Below are 25,131 nucleotides of genomic sequence, written 5' to 3' on the forward strand. Positions count from 1 at the left end.
GTCCATGCCGTAGAGAAGTCAATTGCTCCTTCTAGGTAAGCCTGAACCTGCTGGGCCGCCATTCGGGGCTTGCGTCAGACGCGTTTGCCCTCCGCATCGAAGAAATGCAGGTGATGAGCGGGGAAGTGGACGGGGATCGTGCCGGACGCCGTCAGGAAGGATCGGTCGTTGGTGAAGACCTTGAAGGCCGCCCGCCCGAGCGAGAGATGCAGGATGATGCCGAAGCCGGTCGGCTCGACCAGGTCGACGCCGGCAAGCAGCGTCTCCGGGCCGTGGCCGGCAAGCACGACATGTTCGGGACGGATGCCGAGCGTCACCTTTGAGTTATTCGAAACGGGCGCGGCCGCGTCGAGCGGAATGCCGATCTCATCCGACATCTCGAAGCGCGGCGCGTCGCCCGCGTGGTAGGCACCCTCGAAGAAATTCATGCCCGGCGAGCCGATGAAGCCGGCGACGAAAAGGTTGGCAGGACGGTCGTAAAGATCGAGCGGGCTTCCGACCTGCTGGACCACGCCGCCATTCATGGCGACGATCCGGTCTGCGAGCGTCATCGCCTCGATCTGATCGTGCGTCACATAGATGGAGGTGGCGCCGAGATCCTTGTGCAGTTTCTTGATCTCGGCGCGCATCTGCTCGCGCAGGCGCGCATCGAGGTTGGAGAGCGGTTCGTCGAAGAGAAACGCCTTCGGCTGGCGCACGATGGCGCGGCCCATGGCGACGCGCTGGCGCTGGCCGCCGGAGAGCGCCTTGGGGCGGCGGTCGAGCAACGGGTCGAGGCCGAGCTTGGCAGCGGCGCCCGCAACGACCGTCGTTATCCTGTCCTTGGCCGTCTTGCGGAGCCTCAGGCTGTAGCTCATGTTCCTGGCGACCGACATATGCGGGTAGAGCGCATAGGACTGGAACACCATGGCGATGTCGCGGTCCTTCGGGGCGAGTTCGTTGACCCGCCTGCCGGCGATGCGGATCTCGCCGCCGGTCACGCTCTCAAGCCCGGCGATCATGCGCAGAAGGGTCGACTTGCCGCAGCCGGAGGGACCGACGAGCACGACGAATTCGCCGTCGCTGATCTTGAGGTCGACGTCGTGCAGCACCGGGTGGGTACCGTAGGACTTCTTGATGTTGGCGATGTCGATGGAAGCCATTGCGTATCAGCCTTTCACCGCGCCGGCCGTGAGGCCCTGGACGAGATAGCGTTGAATGAGGAGGAAGAAGAGGCAGGCCGGTATCAGCGCCAGCACGCCGGCGGCCATCATCTGCCCGAAGTCGACCGAGAATTTCGAAACGAAGGACAGGAGCCCGACCGGGAAGGTCGCCTGCGCGTTGCCGGAGATCAGCATCAGCGAGAAGAGCAGTTCGCTCCAGGCGGCGGTGAAGACGAAGCCGAGGGTGGCGGCGATCCCAGGCAGGGTCAGCGGCAGGATGATCTGGCGGAAAGCGACGAACTGCGTCGCGCCGTCGATCATTGCCGCCTCTTCCAGGTCCTTCGGAATGCCATCGAAGAAGGACTGCATCAGGAATGTCGCGAAGGGAACGTTGAAGGCGGTGTAGACGACGACGAGCCCGGTGAGGCTGTTGGTCAGCCCCAGCGGCGAGAGTATCTTGAAGATCGGCGCGACCAGCATCACCAGGGGAAACATCTGCGTCAGCAGCATCAGCGTGACCAGCCAGTATTTGCCGCGGAACCGGAAGCGCGAGAGCGCGTAGCCGGAGAGCGAGGCGAGGATGGTGACGATGACGGCGGTCGACCCGGAAACGATCAGGCTGTTGCGGAAGAACACCGGGAAGGCGCTGTGCCGCAGCACGAAGTCGAAGTGTTCGAGGCTCGCCCGCGACGGCCAGAGACGAATGCCCTCCGAATAGAGGAGATCGTTCGGCGTGACGGCGACCTTGAGCAGCCAGAAGAGCGGGAAGAGCGCGAAGGCGATATAAGCGAGGACCGCCAGGCGATGGGCAATGGTCAGAAATGCTTGCTTGGCGCGCATGGTTTCAATCCTTGCTCAGGAGCCACTGCCTGAGGATCACGATCAGCAATGAATAGGCGAGGAGCAGCGCCAGCAGGACCAGCGCGATTGCCGAGGCATAGCCGAAATCCAGCCGTTTGAACGCCTGGGTGAAGATGTAGCTTGCGACGATCTGGGTTCGGTCCGCCGGTCCGCCATTGGTCATGACGATGATGAGATCGGCGAAATTGGAGATCCAGACCGTGCGCAGCAGAATGGTGATCGCGATCGTCGGCGCCAGGAAGGGAAGCGTGATCGAAAGGAAACGCTGCAGCGGGCCGGCCCCGTCTATGCTCGCCGCCTCGTAGAGGTCGCGCGGGATCGCCTGGAGTGCTGCGAGCAGGGTGATCGCGAAGAAGGGAATGCCCCACCAGATATTGGCGACGATCGGTCCCCACATGGCAAGCTGGGGATCGGACAGGATGTTGGTCGGCTGGCTCATGATGCCGAGGGCGAAGAGCCAGTGCGGCAGCGGGCCGACGACGGGGTTGAAGAGCCAGGCCCAGTTGAGGCCGGCCAGGAAACTCGGCACCGCCCAGGGCAGGAAGACGAGCGCCTGCGCGATCGCGCGGCCATGGAACGGTTTGTCGAGCAGGAGCGCCAGTATGAGGCCGAAGGCGAATTGCAGGAAGACCGAGGCGCCTGTCCACCAGAGCGTGTTGCGCAGCGATCGGAAGAATGCCTGGTCCTGGGCGAGCGCACGGAAGTGGTCGAGGCCGACGAAACCGCCGGAGAAGGGGTTGAGCAGCTGGATATCGCGGAAGGCGTAGGAGATGCCGAGCACCAGAGGCACGAGCATGACCGTAACGATCAGGATGAGCGCCGGAGCGGTATAGAGATAAGGCGCAGAGGCGTCGGCGATCCGCTTCATCAGCGGCGGACGGGTTGCGGGCAGGCCGTCATGGCGTGCGGCATAGGCCATCGATCGAAATTTCCCCTTTTTTGACCGCCGTTATCGATCGGCGTGCCTTTTCCTGCGTCGGACGACCGGCGGCGGCTGACCGCCGCCGGTGCCTGCGTTACTTCTTGTTTGCGAGGTATTTCTGCTGCGCCTTGGTCAGGTAGTCGGCCCATTGGTTGGCGAGCTCTTCCGGCGTGATGTCGCCGAGCAGGGCCTCCTGGGTCGTCTTGATGGCGAGCGAATCCTTGAAGAAGGCGAATTCTTCGAGATAGGTCGGCATGACCGTCAGCACGACGTCCTTGTCGGCGAGTTCGTCGAACCAGCCCTTGAACTGCGGGCTCGCATAGAAGGGGTCCTTCTCGGCCGACTTATGGACGGGCAGCGCGCCGGTGCGCTTGTTCCACTCGATATTGCCTTCCGGGCCCTCCAGCGTTTCGATCAGCTTCCAGGAGAGGTCCTTGTTCTGGCTGGCGGCAAGAATCGACCAGCCGGCAAAGCCGATCGTGGTAAAGGCCTTGCCGCTCGGCCCCTTGGGCATGGTGGTCACGCCGAAATCCTCCGGCTTCATGCGCTGGGCGATCGCGATCAACGCGTCCGGATCCTGGTCGAGGAAGGCGCAGGTGCCGCTGTAGAAGCCGGCGACGATCTCGTTGAAGCCCCAGTTGACGCTGTCCTTGGGGGCGAGGCCGTTCTTGTAGAGGTCGATGACCCAGGTGAGGCCCTTGATCCAGCCTTCGCTGTTCATCGTCGAGGTGCCGTCCTCGTTGAAGAACTTGTTGTCGCCGGCCATGGTCGCGCCGAACATCACCCAGCCGTTGAGGCCGCCCGGACCGCCGCGCAGGCAATAGCCCGATTTGCCCGGCAGCTTGGAGACCGCCTCGGAAGCCTTGACGAAGTCGTCCATCGTCTTCGGCGGCTCGGCGACGCCCGCTTCGGAGAGCAGCTTCTTGTTGTAGAACATCGCCCGGAGATAGAAGCCGTAGGGCAGCATATAGGCGGTGTCGTTGACGTCGCGGCCGAGTTCGAGCGCGCGCTCGGTGAGGCCGGGCGTATGCTCCCACTTTTCGAGATAGGGCTCTAGGCTTTCGAGCATGCCGTTATTGGCGTAGAGCGACAGCCAGGTGTCCGGCATTTCCATGACGTCGGGGATTTCGCCGGCCGAGACCATGGTCGCGAATTTCTGGAAGGCTTCGCCCCAGGGCAGCGAAATGATCTCCACGGTCGTACCGGGATTCGCCTGTTCGAACCTGGCGACGATCGACTTCAGCGTTTCGGTGCGCTCGGGACTGGTGATGACCTCGACGAGCTTCAGCTTCGTATCGGCAAGGGCGCTGCCGGCCATCAGCGTGGCAAGCAGGGTGGCTGTGATCAGTTTCCTCATTTTATCGTTCCCTTTGTTCTCGCTGGTTGCGTGTTCGTCAGCCTGACGAAGCGGCCGTCATCGCCGCTTCGAGATCGCTCCAGAGGGCCTCCGTTCCCTCCAGGCCGACATGGAGCCGTACCGACCGCGGTGAAATGCCGAAGGCTGCCGCGGAATTGGGCTCGGCTTTCTGCGCCAGAACGACTTCGCCCGGCACGATGAGGCTTTCGTGGCCGCCCCAGGAGACGCCGAGCTTGAACAGTTTCAGGTGATCGGCGAATCGGCGCACGTCGACGCCTTCGCGGAAGATGAAGGAGAAGAGCCCGGAGGTGCCGGAGAGACCGGGAGGCAGATGGTTGCCGAGGCCCGGGTGGCAGACGGTTTCCACCAGCGGATGCTCGGCCAGGCGGCGGGCGACCGCGAGCGCCGAGCGCTCATGTGCCTTCATCCGCACCGGCAGCGTGCGCATGCCCCGGATCAGCAGCCAGGCGTCGAAGGGCGAAAGCTTGCCGCCGAGATAGGGATAGGCTTCCGAACGGATGCGGCCGATCAGCTCGCCCGACCCGGCGACGACGCCGGCGACGACATCGCTATGGCCACCAAGATATTTCGATGCGGAGTGAATGACGAGGTCGACGCCGAGCGAGACCGGCTGCTGAAACACCGGGCTCGCCCAGCTGTTGTCGATGACCGTGACGATCCCCTGCCGGCGTGCAAGAGCCGCAAGCGCTGCGACATCGTGCGTGTCCATCACCCAGCTGGTCGGGCTTTCCATGTAGAAGAGCTTTGCGCCGGGAAGCGCCTTGGCAACCGCCTCTTCGTCGCGCCCGTCGACATAGGTGACCTCGACACGCATGCGCTTCAGATGCGTGCCGAAGAGTCGGAACGCATCGGGATAGACATGCTTCACGGCGACGATGCGGTCGCCCGGCTCGACGAAGGAGAGGACTGTGGAGGAGATCGCCGACATGCCGCTTGCGAAACCGATGGCGTCCTCGGCGCCTTCGAGCTTCGCCAGCATCTCCTCGAAATGCCTGACCGTCGGATTGAGGCCGCGGGTGTAGATGGGCCGCACGCGCTCTCCCCGATAGGAGGCGACCATCTCGTCATAGTCCTTGAAGGTGAAGAGCGAGGTCTGCACGATCGGCGGTACGACGGCGTCGAAAGCGTTGCTCTCGTCATGCGCGACGATAAGGGAGGCTCTCTCGAACGGATCGAGACCGTTGTTCATTTGGACATTTCCTTGATGTCTTCCTCGACGACCGCGAGGATCTTCAGCGTTTCCGCGCGGGCGGCCTCGGCGTCCTGCGCCGCGATTGCGTCGAAGAGCGTCCGGTGAAAGGGAAAGGAGCGCCTGGCGAAATCCGAACGGTCGAAGGGCTCGTCCCAGAAGCGTTCGAAGGCCTCGCGCATCTGCTCGAGCAGTTGTTTGAAGAGCGGATTGTGGGTCGCGTCGTAGATCGCAAGATGGAACGCGAGGTCTTCCGGGCCGGACGTTCCCTTGGCGAGATGGACCCGCTCCATCTCATCGAGCTTCGTTTCGATGTTGACGAGGTCGGCCTCCGTGCGGCGCCGGGATGCGACCATGCCGGCCTCGACCTCGATGCCGCGCCGCACTTCGAGCGTCTGCAGAAGCGCGTCGCGAAGGTGCTCGGTGTCGAGCGCCAGCGGCATATGGATGGTCGCGTTGGAAATGGCGCGCAGGAGATAGGTGCCGCTGCCCTTACGCGCCTCGACGACGCCGAGCGCCTGGAAGTGGCTCAGCACCTCACGAATGGTGGAGCGGCCGACGGCGAGCGCTGCCATCAGTTCCCGCTCGGCCGGCAGCCGGTCCCCGGGGTTCAGCCCCGATCTTTGAATGAAATCGGCAAGAGCGGATATCACCTGCTGCGCCCGGTCTGCGGGCGGCAGGGGCAGGAGCATCGCTCTATCCCGCAGGGGCATCCGGTTCTCCCAAGACCAGAATTGGTCTGACATCTGAGCAATATGCTGGGAATAGGAGAGGTGGTCAAGGGGCGAGTGAGCCGCAATTTTGCCCCTCACCCTAGCCCTCTCCCCGCGCGCGGGGAGAGGGGACACCCTTGTGTTCCGCCTCAGTCTCAATGGGTCAAAAACGGACTCGTCCCCTCTCCCCGCAAGCGGGGAGAGGGTTAGGGTGAGGGGCAAATCTGGGGTTCAGACCTAGTGGAGCAAATCCGAGGCTCATTTACCCCGCCAGCGCGAGCAGCTTGCCGATCGCCTGCTGATCGAAGCCGCCGATGCCCTCGCGGATGTCGGCGGCGATGGCTCGCGCCACGGCGTCCTCGTCACGCCTTCTCAGGGCCTCGATGGCCTCGCGGTGACGGTCGATGACATAGAATTTCGTGACGTGCTCCATGGCAATGCCGAGGATCGGCCCGAGCTGGAGCCAGAGGCTCTCGATGAGCGGCATGGCGACCTGATCGGGATTGGCCGTATAGATCTGACGGTGAAATTGCTGATTGGCGATCAGCGCCTGCGCCTTCTGCCCCGCGAGGATCGCGGCCTCGATCGTATCGTCCAGCGCGACGATGCGGTCTATCTGCCGGTCGGAGAGATGGGCGACGGCCCTGCGGGCGGCGTGGCTTTCAAGCGCGATACGAAGCGAGATCAGCTCCTCGAAACGCGCCGGCGTGATCCGCGGCACGACGATGCGCCGGTTCTCCAGAAATTGCAGGGCGCCGATCGAGGTCAGCTGACGCAGTGCTTCGCGCACCGGCGTAGGGCTGCTCTCCAGCGCGTTTGCGAGCCCGCGTATGGTGACGGAGGTTCCGGGGCGGAAGGCGCCCACCATGATCGCCTGCCTGAGACGCGCAAAGGCATAGTCGTGGGTCGTCATACCTTCCGGCCGATCAAGGGCGGGCAGGGCAAGGGTCTTCAAGACGGCGATTCCTCCCGCATCCAGGCGTTGGAACGAGTCGATCCTACCGACCCGGTGCAGCTTGACTTCAAAACTGTAACTATGTCAATTTCCGAAGAATGTGATCACAAAAAGAAATGCGATATGTCAATCGATGCGGACGACCCCGAAGTGTTCCAGTCCTGGCTTGAGCAGAACGGCCCGATAGAAAGTATCCAGGCGGTGATCTGCGACCTGAACGGCATCATGCGCGGCAAGCGGGTGCCGGTGGAACAGGCCAGGAAGGTGCTCGGCGGCGGCATCCGCATGCCGCTCTCGATCGTCGGCGTCGACGTCTGGGGTGAGGACATCATCGGCAGCGCGCAGGTCTTTGCGACCGGCGATCGCGACGGCATCTGCGGCGTCACGGGACGAGGGGCCCTGCCGGTCAACTGGACGTCGCGGCCGAGCGCGCTGGTTCCGCTCTGGCTGTTCGTCGAGAACGGCAGACCGTTTCTTGCCGATCCGCGCCAGGCGCTAGCGGCGATCATGCGCGAATATCGCGAACTGGGGCTGCGCCCGGTGGTGGCGACGGAGCTGGAATTCTATCTCATCGATCCCGAGCCGGACAGCGCCGTCCCGCCGATCTCGCCCTATACCGGCAAGCGGCTCGATTCCGACGCGATCCTTTCGATCGACGAGCTCGACGATTTCGGCGAATTCTTCTCCGACGTCTACAGGGAGTGCGCGCGGCAGAACGTGCCGGCCGATGCGGCGATCGCCGAAAACGGCATCGGCCAGTTCGAGATCAATCTGCTGCACAGCGACGATCCGCTGAAGGCGGCGGACGACGCGATCTTCTTCAAGCGCATCGTCAAGGGGGTCGCCCGCAAGCACGGGCTCGCGGCGACATTCATGGCCAAACCCTACGGCACCCGTTCCGGCAACGGCATGCACGTCCATTTCAGCCTGCTCGACGAGGAAGGCAACAACGTCTTCGACGACGGCAGCGACGAGGGATCGGCCGTGCTCAAGCATGCGGTGGCCGGCCTCCTGCGCGGCATGGCCGAGACGACGCTGATGTTCGCCCCGCACTTCAATTCCTACCGGCGGCTGCGGCCCGACACGCACGCGCCGACCTCGATTTCCTGGGGTTACGAGAACCGCACCTCGGCAATCCGCATCCCGGGCGGCAATCCGGCGGCGCGGCGGATCGAGCACCGCGTTGCGGGCGCCGACGCCAATCCCTATCTCGTCATCGCCGCGATCCTCGGCGCCGCGCTCGTCGGCATCCGCAACAAGTGGAAGCCGCCGGTGCCTGTCGAGGGACGAGCCTATGCGGCGGAGAAACTGCCCAAAATACCTGCCGATTGGGGGCAGGCGGTCGACGCCTTCGAGGCCGGACCGATCGCCGCCGAGATCTTCGATCCCGTGCTTCGCTCCATGCTGATCGCCTGCAAGCGCCAGGAGATAGCCGGCTTCGCCGAGCAGGTCACGGATTACGAATTCAGCGCCTACCTGGAAATCGTATGATGGCACGGAAGCAGAAATCCTATGCCGGCGACGGCAGCTACCCGGCGAGCTATTACGCCGCCTCGCGCAACATCATCCGCAATCCGGTCAAGCTGGAAGGCCGGATCGAAACCGACATCTGCATCGTCGGCGCGGGGTATTCGGGCCTTTCCACGGCCATTCATCTCGCCGAAAAGGGCTACAAGGTCACTGTGGTCGAGGGTGCGCAGGTGGGCTGGGGCGCCTCCGGGCGCAACGGCGGCCAGATCGTCAACGGCCTCAATGCCGGCCTGTCGACGATCGAGCGCCGCTACGGCGAGGATGCCGCCCGCTTCATCGGCGGCCTTGTGCAGGAAGGCGGACGGATCATCCGCCGGCTCGTCAGCCAGTATCGGATCGATTGCGATCTGAAGCCCGGCAATATCTATGCCGCCTATACCGGAGCCCACATGAAGGAGCTCGAGGCCAAGCAGGCGCTCTGGCGCAAATACGGGATGGACGATCATCAGCTTCTCGACCGCGAGGCGCTGCGCAAGCTCGTCAATTCCGAGGCCTATTGCGGCGGCATGCTCGACACCACCGGCGGCCATATGCATCCGCTCAATCTGGTGCTCGGAGAGGCACGCGCCTTCGAGAGCCTCGGCGGCGTGATCTATGAGATGTCACCGGTGACCCGTGTCGACCACGAGTCGGCCCGGCCGACGGTCCATACGGACGGGGGCGAGGTTTCCGCCCGGATCGTCGTGCTTTGCGGCAACGCCTATCTCGGCGATGCCGTGCCGAAGCTCGCCACCCGCGTCATGCCCGTTTCGACCCAGATGATCACCACCGCGCCGCTCGGCGAGGAGCTTGCCCATTCGCTGATCCCGAGCGACATGTGCGTGGAGGACGTTCGCTATATTCTCGATTATTTCCGGCTGTCCGCCGACAAGCGGATGATTTTTGGCGGCGGCACCGTCTATGGCGGCACCGACCCGGCGGATGTCGTGGCAAAACTCAGGCCAAATCTCGAAAAGGTCTTCCCGCGGCTCAAGGGCGTGAAGATCGACTATGCCTGGAGCGGCAACTTCGCACTTTCCTTCACGCGCGTGCCGCAAATGGGGCGGATAGGCAGCAATACCTATTTCGCCCATGGCTATAGCGGCCATGGCGTGACGGGCTCCCACCTCTTCGGCCGCACTCTTGCCGAAGCGATCGACGGCGACGTGTCGCGCTTCGATGTCTTCGCGAAGCTGCCCTGGTATCCATTCCCCGGCGGACGGATGTTCCGCGCGCAGTATTCCACTGTCGGATCGTGGTGGTACATGCTCAAGGACGCCGTCGGCTGGTAGCCGGGGCGATCGCTCCTGGGCATCAGATTCGCTGAGAAAACCGTGTATTCCGTACTGCCTGGCAGGCCGGTTAAACGAATTTTTCATTTCTCGTTTGATCCGTGGGAAAAAATTATCTAGGAATTCGATCAAGAATATAGGAGAACAACGGCAACAGGCCAACGCCCCAACAGCGGAGAGACATAATGAACGCGACCAAGGCGATGACCCAATCCCGCTATACCGTCTACCGGGCTAGACCCACCCGTCGTCCGACAACCAGGCACTTTACCCATGCCATCGCGGTGGCTGCAGCCTTCACTTTCATCTGCGCGCTCCTCATCGGCGCGTTCTGATTTCGCAACGGCTGCAGGTGCTCATGCGTCTGCAGCCGTTCATCGGCCGGTGCCGTTTCTTCGACACGCTCCCTTCCGCTTTTCCGCCCTTGTCCGCGTGCAGCCGCCGTCGTAGCCTTGCCGGCGGAAATCAGACGGGATGGAGGAGCGAATGCTCGACAAGCGGAAATTCTACATCGACGGCAAATGGGTTGAGCCGGCCACGCAGAACGATCTTCTGGTGCTCAATCCGGCGACCGAGAAGCCGATAGCGGTCATCTCGCTCGGCACCGCCGTCGACGTCGACCGGGCGGTTGCAGCCGCCAAGAAGGCCTTCGCGAGCTATAGCCGGACGAGCGTCGAGGAACGGCTGGCACTGCTCGAAAAGCTGCTCGCGATCTACAAGCGCCGTTACGATGAAATGGCCGACACCATCACGGCCGAACTCGGTGCGCCCAGAACGATGAGCCACGAGCAGCAGGCGGATGTGGGCGTCGGTCATCTGCAGGGCTTCATCGATGCCCTGAAGCGCCTGAAACTCAGGGAAAAGCTGCCGAATGGCGACACGCTCCTGCGTGAGCCGATCGGCGTCTGCGGTCTCATCACGCCGTGGAACTGGCCGGTCAACCAGATCGCGCTCAAGGTCGTCCCGGCGCTTGCGACCGGCTGCACCTGCGTCCTGAAACCCAGCGAGTTCACGCCGCTGAACGCCATGCTCTACGCCGAGATGATCGAGGAGGCGGGCTTCCCGGCCGGCGTCTTCAACCTCGTCAACGGTGACGGCATCCATGCCGGGGCGGCGTTGTCGAAGCACAAGGACATCGACATGATGTCCTTCACCGGTTCGACCCGGGCCGGTATAGCCGTCAGCAAGGACGCCGCCGATACGGTCAAGCGCGTCACGCTCGAACTCGGCGGCAAGTCGCCGAACATCGTCTTCGCCGATGCCGATATCGAGGAGCGGGTGACCGCCAGCATTCTCGAATGCTTCAACAATTCCGGCCAGTCCTGCGATGCCCCGACACGTATGCTCGTCGAGCGCAGCGCCTATGACGAGGTCGTGGAAATCGCCAGGCGCGTCGGCATGGAGGCGAGGGTCGGCGATCCGACGAAGGTTGGCTCCCATATCGGCCCGCTCGTCAGCCATATTCAGTTCGAGCGGGTGCAGGCACTGATCGAAGCCGGCGTTGCCGAAGGCGCGACCCTGCTGGCCGGCGGCCCCGGCAAGCCGGAAGGCTTCGAGACCGGATATTTCGTCCAGCCGACGATCTTCGCCGATGTCGACAATTCCATGCGGATCGCGCGCGAGGAAGTGTTCGGACCGGTGCTTTCGATCATTCCCTTCGATACGGAAGAGGAGGCGATCGCGATCGCCAACGACACGAATTACGGCCTCGCGGCCTATGTGCAGACCCGCGACCGCGAAAGGGCGGAGCGGGTGGCGTCGCGCCTCCGGGCCGGCATGGTGCACATCAACGGCGGTCCCCACCGCTACGGAAGCCCCTTCGGCGGCTACAAGCAGTCCGGCAACGGCCGGGAAGGCGGGATGTTCGGGCTCGAGGACTTCCTGGAGGTCAAAACGGTTCACCTGCCGGATGCGGCCTGACCGATAGTCTCTCCCACGGCCGCACGTTTTCGCGTGTGGTCGTTTTTCGCCTATCGGGCGAATTCGGCTGTCGCTCGCGGCGCGGTTCTGATAGCTGGCTTGCCGCGCGCCGGTTCTGCGGCGCGCTTCCCAGCCATCGGACATCGCCGTGACCCAAGCCGCCAGTTCCGCCGCTCCCCGTAACAGACTTGCCATGGCCGCGCTCATCATCGGCGGTGCCGCCATCGGCGGATCGCCGATCTTCGTGCGTCTCTCGGAAGTGGGGCCGATGGCCACTGCCTTCTGGCGTGTCGCGCTGGCGCTGATCCCGCTGGTGGCCTGGTCCCGGCTGCGCGGCGGTGCAGCCGCGGAGAAGCCCCCGCAGTGCTTGTCCGATTACGCTCAGCTTATCCTGCCGGGCGTGTTTCTCGCCATCGATCTCGCAGCCTGGCACCTTGCGCTCACCATGACCTCGGTTGCCAATGCGACGCTGCTTGCCAATCTGGCGCCGGTCTTCGTGACGCTGGCGGGATGGGCTCTGTTCCGCTCGGCGGTCAGCGGCATCTTCCTGGCCGGCCTCGCCACGGCGATCGCCGGCGTGGTGGTCCTGAAAGGCGGTCCGGCGGCACTCGGCGGCGGCGATCTCGCCGGCGATGGGATCGCCATCGTCGCGGCCGCGTTCTATGCCGGCTACATTCTCGCCATCGGGCGTCTGCGAAGCCGCTTCAGCACCAACCGGATCATGATCTGGAGTACCGCATCGGCAGCCGTTTGCATGCTGCCGATGGCCCTGTTGACCGAGCCGTCGCTTTTCCCGCCGAGCGCCTTCGGCTGGGCCATGCTCTTCGGACTTGCCTTCGTCAGCCACGCCGGCGGGCAGGTGGCGATTACCTATGCGCTCGCTTTTCTGCCGCCGGCCTTTTCTTCGCTGACGCTGCTCCTGCAGCCGGTCGTGGCTGCGCTGCTCGCCTGGGTTCTGCTGAGCGAGCCGGTGGGCCTCATGCAGGCGATCGGCGGCGCGATCGTGCTGATCGGCATCCTGATCGCCCGCCGCGGCTGAACCACTCAGATACCCGGCAGCTCGAATCCCGCGAGGCGCTCTTCGAGCTTGAGGATCGTCGCCACGTCCGCATTGGCGAAGGCGAAGCGCAGATAGTTTTCCTGACCCTCGCCGAAATAGTCGCCGGGCAAGCAGAGGACGCCGGCGAGCTTCGCCAGCTTCTCGGCGACGAATTGCGACTCGATGTCGGGGAAGGGGTGGCGGATATAGGCAAAATAGGCGCCGACGGCCTGCAGCTTCCATTGCGGCAGCCGGGTCATGATCGTCCTCAGCGCCTCGGCGCGGGCGGCGATTTCGGCGCGGTTGGCAAGCCGCCAGTCGGCAAGCGCCGGTATCGCCCTCGCGACCGCCGCCTGCGGGGAACGCGGGGCGCAGATCTGGAGATTGTCCATGATCTTGGCGATCTGCTCGACCACCTGCGGTCCGGCGGTGATCGCGCCGAGACGATGGCCCGGAATGCAGAAGGACTTCGAGAAGCTGTAGAGGCCGATGAAACCGTCCTCCCAGCCCGGCGTTCGAAGCAGGCCATGCGGCGCGGCGGCCGCATCCGGCAGGAAGTCGCGATAGGTTTCGTCCAGAATGAGCCAGGTTCCGTTCGCGCGGCAGAGCTCGTAGATGCGCTGCAGCAGTCCGGGCGGGTAGACCGCTCCGGTCGGATTGTTGGGCGAAACGAGCGCGAGTGCCCGGATGCCCGGCCGCAAGGCAGAGGCGATGGTCTCGACCTCGGGCAGGAAGCCGGCGCCCGCATCGAGCGGCGCAAGCTCGACATCGATCCCCAGCATCGCCAGCGTGGTCTCCTGGTTGAAGTAATAGGGATTGGTCATCAGCACCGTGTCGCCGGCCCCGGCGACGGCCATCGCGGCACAGATGAAGGCCTGGTTGCAGCCCGAGGTGATGTGGATGTTGCCGGCGGCGATCGCCCCGCCATAGAGCGCCGCCACATGCTCGGCATAGGCTTGGCGCAGTTCCGCTTCACCCTCGATCGCCCCGTAGCCCGTATAGGCCGTCGACGCCGCGGCTTCGCCCAGCCATTTCAGCATGTCGGGATGAGCGGGATAGCCGGGCACGGCCTGGGAGAGGTCGATCAGCGGGCCTTTTGCCCCGTCATAGGCCTTCGCCCATGCGAGCACCGAGGGTATCGGCGGCGGCGAGAGCTTTTCGACCAGGGGATTGAAATGCGGCATGGCGGATTTCCTGTTGTTGAAGCGGACGGGGTTCTCAGCCCCGCATTATGATTTGATTTTGCGCTTCTGCGGACGTTCCGGACGCCGGTTGCGCGGCGCGGAACGGGGCTGAAGGCTCTTCGGCGTGGTGTTGCGGCCGGCATCTTCGGGCTTCGACATGCGGCTGCGGATGATCGTGCGGGCGGACATCTGCAGCTCCGGCATCGGGTCGCTTTCGAGTGCGGCAAACAGCCAGTCGATGAAAACGCGGACGATCGGCGCGGCGCGAACCTCGTTGCGGCAGGCGACGAAAAAGGCGTCGTTGGCCGGAACCGTCAGGTCGAAGGGGGCGATCAGCTCGCCGCGGGCGATCAGGCTGCCGGCGGTGATCGTATCGCCGAGCGCAACGCCCTGGTTGTGGAGGGCCGCCTCGGTGGAAAGCCGCGCATCGCTCATGAAATGCTGGCGGCCGCGCTGAAAATCGATGGCGTCGGCTGCGGCGAGCCAGGTGTTCCACTCGCGGCCGTCGTCGCCATGCAGCATCACGTGGTCGCGGATATCCCGGATGGAGCGTAGCGGCCGCATGTTGAGGAGCGTCGGGCTGACGACCGGGAAAAGCTCGAGCCGGCTCCAGAGCCTCGACCAGCAGTCCTGCCAGTTGCCGTCGCCATAGAGCAGGCAGACGTCGACATCCGGGGAGTCGAGGTTCGCCTCGTCATTGGAGGCGATCAGCCGCAACTGGACATCGGGGAACTGCTCGGTAAAGAGGTGCAGGCGCGGAATCATCCAGAAGGAGAGCAATGCCGGGACGCAGGTGACGGTGAGCTCCCCGCTCGTCGCGGGCCGCGTCATCGCCGCGGTTGCCGCGGCGATCTCGGCGAAGGCATGCGTCACGGCAGGCAGGAGCAGCGCGCCCTGCGGCGTCAGCCTCAGCCGCTTGCCGCCCCGCTCGAAAAGGGGCGCGTTGAAGGAGAGTTCGAGCGCGCGGATCTGATGGCTTACTGCGCCATGGGTGACGTTGAGCTCACGCGCCGCAGCGGAAACGGAGCCGCGCCGGGCGGTTGCCTCGAAGGCGCGCAGCGGATTCAGCGGAGGCAGGCGGCTCGACAAGAAGAGGCTCCGGAGAGGCGGCATTTATGTGAATTTTTCTCACATCAAACGCTATAACAATGTCAATTGCTTTTCCAGAAGAATTGTCTCCTAATATGCGCAACAAAGGCAAAAGCCGGGGAACCTGATTGCGCCGCTTCGGATCGGCACTACGCAAGTCGTGACTTGCGGTGCATCATGTGCCAGCCCCGGCCGAACGATACGGAGGTCCGGCGCATGGCTTGGGATGAACAGAAGCTCAACGAATTGAAGGCGAAATATGGCGAGAGCCATGGCGGCGAGCTCTTCGATCCGACCTTCCGCAAGGTCGCGGACAAGATTTTCACGAAGAGCGGCACGCGGCTGGCGCCCTATTCCGGCATTCCGACATTCCTGACCGCACCCCACATGCCGGTCGATGCCGATGACCCGGATTTCGGCAATCTTCAGGTGGCGATGATCGGCGTTCCCATGGATCTCGGCGTCACCAACCGCCCGGGTTCGCGCTTCGGACCACGGGCGCTGCGCGCGATCGAGCGGATCGGCCCCTATAATCACGTGCTCGGCTGCGCCCCAGTGCATGATCTCCGGGTCGCCGACATCGGCGATGTTCCCTTCCGCAGCCGCTACCGGCTCGAAATCAGCCACGAGGACATCGAGAAGCGGATCAGCCAGATCGTCGATGCTGGCGTCCTGCCGCTCTCCGTCGGCGGCGACCATTCGATCACGCATCCGATCCTCAAGGCCGTGGGCAGGAAGCAGCCCGTCGGCATGATCCATATCGACGCGCATTGCGATACCGGCGGCGCCTTCGACCTGACCAAGTTCCACCATGGCGGCCCATTCCGCAACGCCGTTCTCGACGGCGTGCTCGACCCGACACGCGTCATCCAGATCGGCATCCGCGGCTCGGCGGAGTATCTGTGGGAGTTCTCCTACGAGTCCGGCATGACGGTCATTCATGCGGAGGAGGTCACCGGACTGGGTATTCCGGCGATCATCGAAAAGGCGAAGAAGATCGTCGGCGACGGTCCGACCTATCTCTCCTTCGATGTCGACAGCCTCGACCCGAGTTTCGCGCCGGGCACCGGTACGCCGGAAGTCGGAGGTCTGACGACGCGGGAGGTTCTGGAGTTGATCCGCGGGCTGAAGGGCGTCAATCTCGTCGGCGGCGACGTCGTCGAGGTGGCGCCGCAATACGACACGACCACCAATACAGCCCATGCCGGCGCCCAGGTGCTCTTCGAGATCCTGAGCCTGATGGTCTTCAGTCCGGCCGTTGCCGGCAAGGGCTGATGCGCGCATGAACGATCCGAAATCGATGCGCATGGCGGCCACGAGCGGATCACGATAATCTGATGCCAAATCACTCTCTTCGCTGAAGCGCAGCGGGGACAAAGGGCGCAGGGAATCAACTAGAACAAGGGAACGCGGCGCAAGCCGCCAAAAAACAAAGGAGACATGCGATGATCATCAATTCCATCAAGCGCCGCACGCTGCTCGGTGCGGGGCTTGCCGGCGCGTCGATGCTGGCGATGCCGGCCGTGCTGAGGGCGCAGGACAAGTCGCTGAAGGTCGGCGTCTATGGCGGCTACTTCAAGGACTCCTTCGACAAGAACATCTTCCCCGAATTCACCAAGGCAACCGGCATCGCGATCGAATCCGTCGCCGAGCCCACCGGCGAGGCATGGCTCGTCCAGCTCGAACAGGCTGCGCGCGCCGGCCAGGCGCCCGCCGACGTTTCCATGATGTCTCAGGTGGCGATGCTCAAAGGGCAGGCGACCGACCTCTGGACGCCGATCGACATGGCGAAGATCAAGAACGGCTCGAACCTGCTCGACCGCTTCGTCAACAAATATCCGGACGGCCGCATCGCCGGCATCGGCGCCGTTTCCTGGTACATCACGCTGGTGACCAACACCGACGTCTACAAGGAGGCGCCGACCTCCTGGCAGGCCTTCTGGGATCCGGCGAATGCCGACAAGCTCGGCCTCCTGGCACTGGTCTCCAACTCCTTCCTGCTCGAAGTGACGGCCAAGACCTTCATGGGCGGCACCAATGCGCTCGACACCGAAGAGGGGATCCTCAAGACCTTCGAGAAGCTCGCCGAAGTGAAGCCGAACGTCCGTCTCTGGTACCGCGACGAAGCCCAGTTCGAACAGGCGCTGAAGTCGGGCGAAATCCCGATGGGGCAATATTATCACGACGTGACCGGGCTCGCCGCGGCGGATGGTCATCCGGTGCGTTCCACCTTCCCGAAGGAGGGCGGCATCCAGGATTCCGGCTGCTGGGCGCTTTCGCGCGCTTCGCAGAAGGTCGAGGAAGCCCACATCTTCATCGATTACATGTGCCAGCCTGCGGTCCAGGCGACGCTCTCGCGCAAGGTCGGCACCTCGCCGACGGTCAAGCGCGAGTCCACCGATCTGACGGATAAGGAATTCGCCGCCGTCTCTTCGGACATCGAGCCGATCGTTCCGCGCTACGATCTCTACCAGACCAAGTCGGATTGGCTGAACCAGAAGTGGACGGAACTGATCGTCGGCTGAGGCCGGCCACGAGCCGCCGCCTCGGTATCCCCGGGGCGGCGCAGCCAATTGCACGGACCTTAAACCGGAAGCGGTTTAGGGATAAGCTGATGTTGAATTTTTCAAAATGTCGCCGAGGCAGCGCGTCTGACGTGGCCGGTGACATCCGCGTATGACGCGCGAAACGGGGAACATATGTCGGGACTTGCCCTTCAAAACGTCGTCAAGGAATTCGGGTCGTTCAGGGCCGTCAACGATGTCGACCTGACGGTGCCGCACGGCACCTTCGTCTGCATGCTCGGGCCGTCGGGCTGCGGCAAGACCACGCTCCTGCGCATGATCGCGGGTCTGGACCTGCCGACCTCGGGTTCCATAGGGCTCGACGGCGAGGACATCACCCGGGTTCCGACGCATAAGCGCAATCTCGGCATGGTGTTCCAGTCGCTGGCGCTGTTCCCCCACCTGACCGTCGGCGAGAATATCGCCTATCCGCTGCGCATCCGCGGCGCGCCGAAGGAAGACCAGAAGAAACGGGTCGACGAGCTGCTTTCGATGATCCACCTGTCGGGCTATGCCGACCGGCCGGTCTCGAAGCTCTCCGGCGGCCAGCGCCAGCGCGTGGCGATAGCCCGGGCGCTGGCGATCTCGCCGAAGCTCTTCCTGCTCGACGAACCCCTGTCGGCGCTCGATGCCAAGCTGCGCGAGGCGATGCAGGTCGAGCTCAGGCAGTTGCAGCAGAAGCTCGGCATCACCACCATCGTCGTCACCCACGACCAGCGCGAGGCGATGACCATGGCCGATACGGTCGTGGTCATGAACGGCGGCGAGATCCGGCAGGCTGCCTCGCCGATCGAGATCTACCGCCGGCCGGCCGACAGCTTCGTCGCCGACTTCATCGGACAGACGAATCTGATCGAAGCGGAGGCGGACACTTCGGGTCGCGTGACGGTGCTCGGTCAGCCGGTGCCGGGCCTGCAGTTGCCGCCGGGTGCGGCGAAGGCGATGCTTTCGATCCGCCCGGAAGACGTGCACCTGACCGCGCCGGGTGCCGGAGCGCTTTCCGGCACGGTGACCTTCGTGCGCGATCTCGGGGGCACGATCGAGACATTCGTCGATGTCGCCGGCCGGCAGATCGTAGCGGTCTCGACGCCGCGCGCCCGGCCGCAGGTGACGGTCGGCCAACAGGTCGGCGTCGCTCTCACACCCGATGTCTGTGTGGTGCTCGCCAGATGAGACGCGAACCGCCCCGGACCCTCGGCGACTACCTGCCGATCCTCTTCCCCGCGGGGATGCTGACGATCTTCTTCGTGGTGCCCTTCGGCACGATGATCGCAGTCAGTTTCTTTCAGCGCCAGCAGGGCGGCTTCTATACGCCGGCCTTCGTTTACGACAATTATGCCCGCTTCCTCTCGGCCTTCTTCGGCGGCGTGCTCGGCTTTTCCCTGATGCTGGCGATCGCGGTCGCCGCGTGCTGCGTCGTTTTGGCGCTGCCCTTCACCTATCTGCTCACGCGTATGGCGCGCCGGGTGCAGGTGGTGTGGCTCGTCGCACTGCTCTCCGTGCTTTCTCTCTCCGAAGTCATCATCGGTTTTGCCTGGTCCACCCTATTCTCGCGCACGGCCGGCATCACCAACATCCTCGTGGCGCTCGGGCTTATGGATGAGGCGAAGGCGCTCACGCCGAGTTTTGCCGCTGTGCTGACCGGCATGGTCTATCAGGCCTTCCCCTATACCGTGCTCGTGCTTTTCCCCGCGCTCGTGCGCCTCGACCCGACGCTGACGGAAGCCGCCCGCACGCTCGGTGCCTCGCCGCTCAGGGCCTTCTTCACCGTCGTCGTTCCGGCGCTGAGAAACACGATCACCGCCACGCTGATCATGGTCTTCATCTTCGCGCTCGGCTCCTATCTCCTGCCGCAACTTCTCGGCCGGCCGCAGCACTGGACGCTCTCGGTGCTCATCACCGATCAGGCGATCTATCAGTCCAACATGCCCTTCGCCGCGGCGATGGCGGTGTTCCTCGTTCTGGTGACGCTTGGGCTGGTGGCGTTAACCGTCATCGCAGGACGGAAGGGAGAGGCCGCATGAGCACCATTTTCCGCAAGGTCTACTTCTCCCTGATCGGGCTCTTTCTCGCTTTGCCGCTGATCGTCGTCGCCGGCGTATCGGTCAACGCCAAGCAGACGCTCGCCTTTCCCCCGCAAGGATTTTCCACATCCTGGTACGGGGAAATCTTCCTGAACCCCGAATGGCGCAGCGCGCTTGTCGCGTCGGTGACGCTCGCGCTCCTTTCCGCCGCACTTGCGGTCGCGATCGCGCTGCCGCTTGCCTGGTTCCTGTGGCGGCGCGTCGCGCCATGGGCGAACATCTTCCAGCTTCTGGGGGTCGCGCCCTTCACGCTGCCGCCGGTCATTACGGCGCTCGGTCTGCTCACCTTCTGGGCGACGGCCGGCTTTTACGGCCAGCCCTGGACCGCCGTCGTCAGCCACGCGATCTTCTTCGTGACACTGCCGCTGGTCACGCTGTCTCTCGGCTTCACCTCGGTCGATCGGTCGCTGGTCGAGGCGGCCTCGACGATGGGCGCAGATGACCGCACGGTCTTCCGCACTGTCGTTCTGCCGTTGATCCTGCCCTATATCGTTTCGGGCTATGCCTTCGCCTTCGTGCTGTCGCTCAATGAGTATATCGTTGCCTACATGACCGTCGGCTTCACGATGGAGACGCTGCCGATCAAGATCTTCAACGCGCTTCGCTACGGCTATACGCCGACCATGGCCTCGGTGACGATCCTCTTCGTCACGACGGCCGCGGTCATCTTCAGCCTCGTCGCCCGCTTCGGAGACCTGCCGAAGCTGCTCGGCGCCATGTCGTCGGACGGAAAATGATGAAGTTCGCTGCCCTGCAGATGAAGAGCATTGGCGGCGACGTGGCCGCCAATCTCGCCCGCATCGAGTGGGCGGCGATCGGGGCTTCCGGCGAGGGTGCGAGCCTGCTCGTCGCCCCCGAGCTCGCAATCACCGGCTACGGCGCGGGGGAAGCCATTCGCAGGCTCGCGGAGCCGGCGGATGGGCGGATCGTTCGGGAACTTGGGCGCATCTCGCTCAAAACCGGCATCGCCATTGTGGCCGGATTCGCAGAGCAGGGAGCGGACGCCGTCTACAACAGCGCCGTCCATGTCGATGGCGATGCCGTCCCGGTTGTCTATCGGAAGTCGCATCTCTACGGCGATTACGAGCGCTCGCTCTTCACGCCGGCGGAGCCCTCGACGCGCCTGTTCAAACATCGTGGCGTCACTTGCGGCATGCTGATCTGCTACGATGTCGAATTCCCCGAAAACGTCCGTCGCCTGGCGCTTGCGGGTGCCGATGCGGTGCTGGTGCCGACGGCCCTCCCGGCCGGATGGTCCGGCACTTTCATCACCGACCACATGATCCAGACGCGCGCCTTCGAGAACCAGGTCTTCGTCGCCTATGTCAATCACTGCGGTTCGGACGACATGTTCTCCTTTGCGGGCCTCTCGCTGATAGCGTCACCGGATGGCCAGGCACTGGCAAAGGCCGGTTCCTCGGATGAAACCCTGATCATCGCCGAAATCGACCCCCAGGCATTTGCCATTTCGCGAGCGGAGAATACCTATCTCATGGACTTGAAACACGACTGATCTGCCAGATCGTTCTCAATCAGAGAACAATCTGTTCGCGTCGTCCCCTCTTTTGGAAACGCTCGGCCGGATCGATATTGTGCTCAACGGAAATGCCCGCTCTGCAGGCCCGCGCGTCTGACGCAAAAGGCGATGCAGCATAGCGATTAGGAGGCAATCATGAGCTTGCAACTGACTGGTATCCACCATCTGACTGCGATAACCGCCAATGCGCCGGAGAACCTGCGCTTCTACACGGGGACGCTGGGTCTCCGCCTGGTCAAGAAGACCGTCAACCAGGACGACACCACGGCCTATCATCTCTTCTATGCCGACGGGCAGGCGACCCCCGGCACGGATCTGACCTTCTTCGACTGGCCGGTCGGACGCGAAGGACGCGGCACGCACAGCATCTCGCGGACCGGGCTTCGGGTCGGCAGCGCCGAAACCGTGCGGTGGTGGAAGAGCCGTTTCGATGAGTTGGAGGTCGCTTCCGGTGAGGTGGCCGAAATCGACGGCCGCGCCTCCCTCGATTTCGAGGACGGCGAGGGCCAGCGCTTCCGGCTCGTCGACGACGGCGGATTGGCGCCGTCCCACCCATGGGAAAGGAGCCCGGTTCCGTCCGAGCATCAGATCAAGGGCCTTGGGCCGATCACCATCAGCGTGCCGGACATCAGCAACACCGCGCTCGTGCTGACGCGTGTCATGAACATGGCCGAACTGCGGAGCTATCCGTCGCCGGATGGCGTCGGAGAGGTGCATGTCTTCTCGATGGGCGACGGCGGGCCGGCGGCCGAACTGCATGTGGCGGTCCAGCCCGACCTGCCGGCTGCTCGCCAGGGGGCGGGCGCCGTCCACCACGTGGCCTTCCGGGCGCCGGATGTCGAAGCGCTGCACCGGTGGACGGAGCGGCTCGGCGAGTTCCGCCTGCCGTCGAGCGGCGAGGTCGAGCGCTTCTACTTCCGTTCGCTCTACTTCCGCGAGCCGAACGGGATCCTTTTCGAGATCGCCACCGACGGACCCGGCTTCGCCGTCGACGAGCCGATGGAAACCCTCGGCGAAAGCCTGTCGCTGCCGCCGTTCCTCGAACCGAAGCGGGCGCAGATCGAAGCGAGACTGAAGCCTCTGGAGTAACGGCTGCCGCTCTCGTCGGGCCGAGACATGGAGAGCCGGAAGCGATTCCGGCTTTCCTTTTGCCGCGAGCCCGCTAGTTTTTCGACTGACGCGGGATTTGCGCGGCATCGCGCCAGCGAAAGGAAATTGTCGTTCATGACCAAGCTTCTCGGCATATCGGGCAGTCTGCGGAAGGCCTCCTTCAACACTGCATTGCTCAAAGCCGCACAGGCGGTCGCGCCGGACGGGGTCGAATTCGAGACCGCGACCTTGCATGGCATTCCGCTATATGACGGAGACGTGGAGGCCGAAAGCGGCGTTCCAGCCGCTGCGGAGGCGTTGAAGCAGAAGATCGTCGCGGCGGACGGCGTCATTCTCTTCACGCCGGAATACAACAATTCGGTCCCGGGCGTTTTCAAGAATGCAATCGACTGGCTGAGCCGCCCGCCAGCCGACATAAAGAAGGTCTTCGGCGGGCGGCCGTTCGCGCTCGCCGGCGCATCTCCGGGAAGCTTCGGGACCATTCTCAGCCAAAACGCCTGGCTGTCGGTGATGCGGACGCTCGGCGCCGAAATGTGGTCGGGCAAGCGGCTGATGGTGCCGAAAGCCAACACGTTGTTCGACAGCGACGGACAACTGAAGGACGATCAGACCCTGGAGAGGCTGCGCGGCTTCGTACAGGCCTTCGCCGATCACCTGGCAATGAGGAACTGACGTAGCGTTCGAAACTGTGGAGCACGCCGACTTTCCGGCTGCCACCACCATTCCCGGTGAGCGGGGTGAGGGCTCTTGAAGCAACCCCCCTCCCTCTAACCGAAACGCGGGATCGTGATCGTAGCGATTCCCTCACAGGGGCGTCTTCGGCTCAGCCCGAAACAACCGCGGTTCGATCTTTTTGGTCAGGTGATTGGAAGACTGGTATCAAACACCGCACCATGCAGACGCATCAACTGGTCCGTTCTCGCCGGGTCATCTTCGAACCGCTGTCCCGGCAATGTCACAAGATCACTCGATAAGACACGATCGAACAGGGCGTAGCAAACCTCGCCGTTATTGTGTCGGGACTTATAAGCAAGACCATCCAGATCCGGATAATCCTCATGCAATGCGAGCGCGAGCGCACGAGATGGTGCGTAGTCTGCCCCAGCACTGATGGACGCATCTACGCCGTGAAAGAGTAGCCCTTCGTCCATTAACTTTGCCAGAACTAATTGGCGATGCAGTCGACGTGGTGTCCACATGCGCTCTTCCACGAACGCTCGCCGAACGATGCGGTTTGCAGGCCTACGAAGAACGGTCTCAACAAATGCCCCTTCGAGGCGTTGCGCGACGTACAGAAGGCGATACTGGCCCGCAGGCGCATCGAACCGGCCTTGGGGTGTCGCACCGGGCGCCGGCCCAAAGAAGATCGCACCATGAATCTTCTGATGGACGCGGACAACGACGTCGCCCGCGTCTAATGCAGCAATTCTTAATCCCGAGGGAAAGCGGGCTGTTGGCGCAGTATAAGCGGGCACTCCTCAAGCCTCGTCCATGCCAAGATAGGCTTTGGCCGCCGTTACGACTTCGCCAACGCGCCCTCCGGCAAGGATTCGCTGTGGTGTATCTGCCAAGTTCGGATCGGTGTCGATCAGAAACTGCAGCATCGACCAACGGCCGGCACCGCTGTCATCAAAGAGTTTGGTCACCTTGGCCAACCCCTCTAGCAGGCGGGTGTCGTTATCCACGGTAATGAACTGGAACTTGGGAAGAACGATTTCCGATCCGTGCATGAGACCGAATGCCGAGCCCAACTTGACCCGCTTGTGGAGGGCCTGCCGGGTCGTGCCGAGCATCTTCGCGCCCTCAGTTAGAGAGACCCCACCGCCGGAACGATCGAGAAGAGCAGTGCTGATGTTGAGGAACCTTTGGTCATCGCTCAATTCAATCGCGCTGGTTCCTCCCTCGACCTCCGCCAAGAGATCGGCCGAGAGCTGAAACTGGTCGGCGGCGAGATCTATGTGCTTGGCAAGCTCCGAGAATGCTCGGGGCCTATCATACTGGCACAACCGCAACAGCTCGGTACGAGCCGGTGTCAACTCGGTCAACAGAACGAAAGCATCGATAGCCAACTGCTCGGCGCGTGGGGTAGGGGTCCACCTGTGCAACAGAGCTTGTCGAACCTCCCTCGAACGCGCGAGACAGTCATCCACAATGTGCGAGTACCAGTTACGCCTTGTCTTGACGCGGTGAACCGATGAACGCTGATGCCGGGGAAGTTCGAAGTCCGACACTGATGCCTCGTGAAACGCAGCCCCCATAAGAAGTGCTGCCGAGTGGAGCCGCGAATTGAATACGAACACAAGTTTCAAGGTAGGGCTCGCCGAAACGTCAGGGAGAAGCGTCTCGCGAACGCGCATGTTCCAGTGACGAAACTCCTCACTGTCTGCCCAATGGTGGTTCAATCGCAATTGATGACCAGCCCACTTCTCAAGCCCTCGATCCATGTCTCCTGCAGTTGGACGGTCGAATACGAGACCGGCGAGGTACTGAGAGAGTGTCTGTCCTGCTTCTCGAGCGTGCAGCTCTGCAGCAGCGCGCACGACCGGATCTATGTCGGTCGCAGATCTTGTGTGTTCGCTCATGGCCTACTCACGGCTCTCGCCGTCACGAGAGCAGCACAGGGTTGATGGTTAGGTTGATATA

The 25,131-nt window shown here is 63.4% G+C and carries 24 protein-coding genes; 13 read left to right on the top strand and 11 right to left on the bottom strand.

The genetic code is table 11. The annotated features are described in order from the left end of the window. Window positions 1–74 precede the first annotated feature (74 nt). The 7 genes from JOH52_RS10680 to JOH52_RS10710 all read right to left on the bottom strand — a co-directional run bounded on the left by JOH52_RS10680 (window position 75) and on the right by JOH52_RS10710 (window position 7,160). The gene (locus JOH52_RS10680) at window positions 75–1,142 is read right to left on the bottom strand and encodes an ABC transporter ATP-binding protein (protein WP_010969989.1); all 1,068 of its coding nucleotides are present in this window, start codon (window positions 1,140–1,142) and stop codon (window positions 75–77) included. Window positions 1,143–1,148: 6 nt separating this feature from the next. Then, window positions 1,149–1,982, bottom strand: a complete 834-nt coding sequence (locus tag JOH52_RS10685; RefSeq protein WP_010969988.1) for a carbohydrate ABC transporter permease — start codon at window positions 1,980–1,982, stop codon at window positions 1,149–1,151. A gap of 4 nt (window positions 1,983–1,986) precedes the next feature. Further along, a complete protein-coding gene (locus JOH52_RS10690) occupies window positions 1,987–2,922 on the bottom strand; it encodes a carbohydrate ABC transporter permease (protein ID WP_004434064.1) in 936 nt (311 codons plus the stop codon). 97 nt (window positions 2,923–3,019) lie between these two features. Then, the gene (locus tag JOH52_RS10695; protein WP_010969987.1) at window positions 3,020–4,282 is read right to left on the bottom strand and encodes an ABC transporter substrate-binding protein; all 1,263 of its coding nucleotides are present in this window, start codon (window positions 4,280–4,282) and stop codon (window positions 3,020–3,022) included. Window positions 4,283–4,319: 37 nt separating this feature from the next. Continuing rightward, complete coding sequence (locus JOH52_RS10700) at window positions 4,320–5,492, bottom strand: PLP-dependent transferase (RefSeq protein ID WP_004434058.1); 1,173 nt, start codon at window positions 5,490–5,492, stop codon at window positions 4,320–4,322. Beyond that, window positions 5,489–6,205, bottom strand: a complete 717-nt coding sequence (locus JOH52_RS10705; RefSeq protein WP_010969986.1) for a FadR/GntR family transcriptional regulator — start codon at window positions 6,203–6,205, stop codon at window positions 5,489–5,491. The genes JOH52_RS10700 and JOH52_RS10705 overlap by 4 nt, the downstream gene beginning before the upstream one ends. A 262-nt stretch (window positions 6,206–6,467) precedes the next feature. Then, complete coding sequence (locus tag JOH52_RS10710; RefSeq protein ID WP_010969985.1) at window positions 6,468–7,160, bottom strand: GntR family transcriptional regulator; 693 nt, start codon at window positions 7,158–7,160, stop codon at window positions 6,468–6,470. A gap of 123 nt (window positions 7,161–7,283) precedes the next feature. Between JOH52_RS10710 and JOH52_RS10715 the strand changes: the two genes are divergently transcribed. The 5 genes from JOH52_RS10715 (at window position 7,284) to JOH52_RS10735 (ending at window position 12,920) form a co-directional block, all read left to right on the top strand. Continuing rightward, window positions 7,284–8,651 (top strand): glutamine synthetase family protein, encoded by a 1,368-nt coding sequence (locus tag JOH52_RS10715; protein WP_010969984.1) that lies wholly within the window; start codon window positions 7,284–7,286, stop codon window positions 8,649–8,651. Continuing rightward, window positions 8,648–9,961: an NAD(P)/FAD-dependent oxidoreductase gene (locus JOH52_RS10720; RefSeq protein WP_010969983.1), complete on the top strand. Its 1,314-nt coding sequence runs from the start codon at window positions 8,648–8,650 to the stop codon at window positions 9,959–9,961. Before JOH52_RS10715 ends, JOH52_RS10720 begins: the two co-directional genes overlap by 4 nt. A gap of 185 nt (window positions 9,962–10,146) precedes the next feature. Further along, a complete protein-coding gene (locus JOH52_RS10725) occupies window positions 10,147–10,296 on the top strand; it encodes a hypothetical protein (protein WP_013844783.1) in 150 nt (49 codons plus the stop codon). A 151-nt stretch (window positions 10,297–10,447) separates the two neighbouring features. After that, entirely contained in the window at window positions 10,448–11,881 is a 1,434-nt protein-coding gene (locus JOH52_RS10730; RefSeq protein WP_010969982.1) for an aldehyde dehydrogenase family protein, read from the top strand. A gap of 148 nt (window positions 11,882–12,029) precedes the next feature. Then, entirely contained in the window at window positions 12,030–12,920 is an 891-nt protein-coding gene (locus JOH52_RS10735; RefSeq protein WP_014529854.1) for a DMT family transporter, read from the top strand. 5 nt (window positions 12,921–12,925) lie between these two features. On the opposite strand, the gene JOH52_RS10740 is transcribed toward JOH52_RS10735, so the two are convergent. Both JOH52_RS10740 and JOH52_RS10745 read right to left on the bottom strand, forming a co-directional pair. Then, window positions 12,926–14,104, bottom strand: coding sequence for an aminotransferase (locus tag JOH52_RS10740; RefSeq protein WP_010969980.1), 1,179 nt, complete (start codon window positions 14,102–14,104; stop codon window positions 12,926–12,928). 45 nt (window positions 14,105–14,149) lie between these two features. Beyond that, the gene (locus JOH52_RS10745; protein ID WP_017264593.1) at window positions 14,150–15,217 is read right to left on the bottom strand and encodes a LysR substrate-binding domain-containing protein; all 1,068 of its coding nucleotides are present in this window, start codon (window positions 15,215–15,217) and stop codon (window positions 14,150–14,152) included. A gap of 192 nt (window positions 15,218–15,409) precedes the next feature. Between JOH52_RS10745 and speB the strand changes: the two genes are divergently transcribed. From speB to JOH52_RS10785, 8 genes are all read left to right on the top strand, one after another. Then, window positions 15,410–16,468 carry an agmatinase gene (gene speB / locus JOH52_RS10750; RefSeq protein ID WP_004434026.1) on the top strand — a complete coding sequence of 353 codons (1,059 nt, stop codon included), beginning with the start codon at window positions 15,410–15,412 and terminating at the stop codon, window positions 16,466–16,468. Window positions 16,469–16,638: 170 nt separating this feature from the next. Then, window positions 16,639–17,718 (top strand): ABC transporter substrate-binding protein, encoded by a 1,080-nt coding sequence (locus tag JOH52_RS10755; protein WP_010969978.1) that lies wholly within the window; start codon window positions 16,639–16,641, stop codon window positions 17,716–17,718. A 174-nt stretch (window positions 17,719–17,892) separates the two neighbouring features. Next, window positions 17,893–18,930 carry an ABC transporter ATP-binding protein gene (locus JOH52_RS10760; protein WP_004434020.1) on the top strand — a complete coding sequence of 346 codons (1,038 nt, stop codon included), beginning with the start codon at window positions 17,893–17,895 and terminating at the stop codon, window positions 18,928–18,930. After that, a complete protein-coding gene (locus JOH52_RS10765; protein ID WP_010969977.1) occupies window positions 18,927–19,781 on the top strand; it encodes an ABC transporter permease in 855 nt (284 codons plus the stop codon). Before JOH52_RS10760 ends, JOH52_RS10765 begins: the two co-directional genes overlap by 4 nt. Then, window positions 19,778–20,578: an ABC transporter permease gene (locus JOH52_RS10770; protein WP_017265649.1), complete on the top strand. Its 801-nt coding sequence runs from the start codon at window positions 19,778–19,780 to the stop codon at window positions 20,576–20,578. Before JOH52_RS10765 ends, JOH52_RS10770 begins: the two co-directional genes overlap by 4 nt. Further along, the gene (locus JOH52_RS10775) at window positions 20,575–21,354 is read left to right on the top strand and encodes a carbon-nitrogen hydrolase family protein (protein WP_014529852.1); all 780 of its coding nucleotides are present in this window, start codon (window positions 20,575–20,577) and stop codon (window positions 21,352–21,354) included. The genes JOH52_RS10770 and JOH52_RS10775 overlap by 4 nt, the downstream gene beginning before the upstream one ends. Before the next feature lie 159 nt (window positions 21,355–21,513). Further along, entirely contained in the window at window positions 21,514–22,467 is a 954-nt protein-coding gene (locus tag JOH52_RS10780) for a ring-cleaving dioxygenase (protein ID WP_010969975.1), read from the top strand. A 135-nt stretch (window positions 22,468–22,602) separates the two neighbouring features. Continuing rightward, window positions 22,603–23,160: an NADPH-dependent FMN reductase gene (locus JOH52_RS10785; RefSeq protein WP_013844781.1), complete on the top strand. Its 558-nt coding sequence runs from the start codon at window positions 22,603–22,605 to the stop codon at window positions 23,158–23,160. 185 nt (window positions 23,161–23,345) lie between these two features. Here the strand turns inward: JOH52_RS10785 and JOH52_RS10790 are convergent, their stop codons facing one another. Both JOH52_RS10790 and JOH52_RS10795 read right to left on the bottom strand, forming a co-directional pair. After that, window positions 23,346–23,963: an RES family NAD+ phosphorylase gene (locus JOH52_RS10790; RefSeq protein ID WP_234842727.1), complete on the bottom strand. Its 618-nt coding sequence runs from the start codon at window positions 23,961–23,963 to the stop codon at window positions 23,346–23,348. 3 nt (window positions 23,964–23,966) lie between these two features. Next, the gene (locus tag JOH52_RS10795; protein ID WP_017263786.1) at window positions 23,967–24,932 is read right to left on the bottom strand and encodes a hypothetical protein; all 966 of its coding nucleotides are present in this window, start codon (window positions 24,930–24,932) and stop codon (window positions 23,967–23,969) included. Between the last annotated feature and the right edge of the window lie 199 nt (window positions 24,933–25,131).

This window comes from Sinorhizobium meliloti (assembly GCF_017876815.1).
Taxonomy (GTDB): Bacteria; Pseudomonadota; Alphaproteobacteria; order Rhizobiales; family Rhizobiaceae; genus Sinorhizobium; species Sinorhizobium meliloti.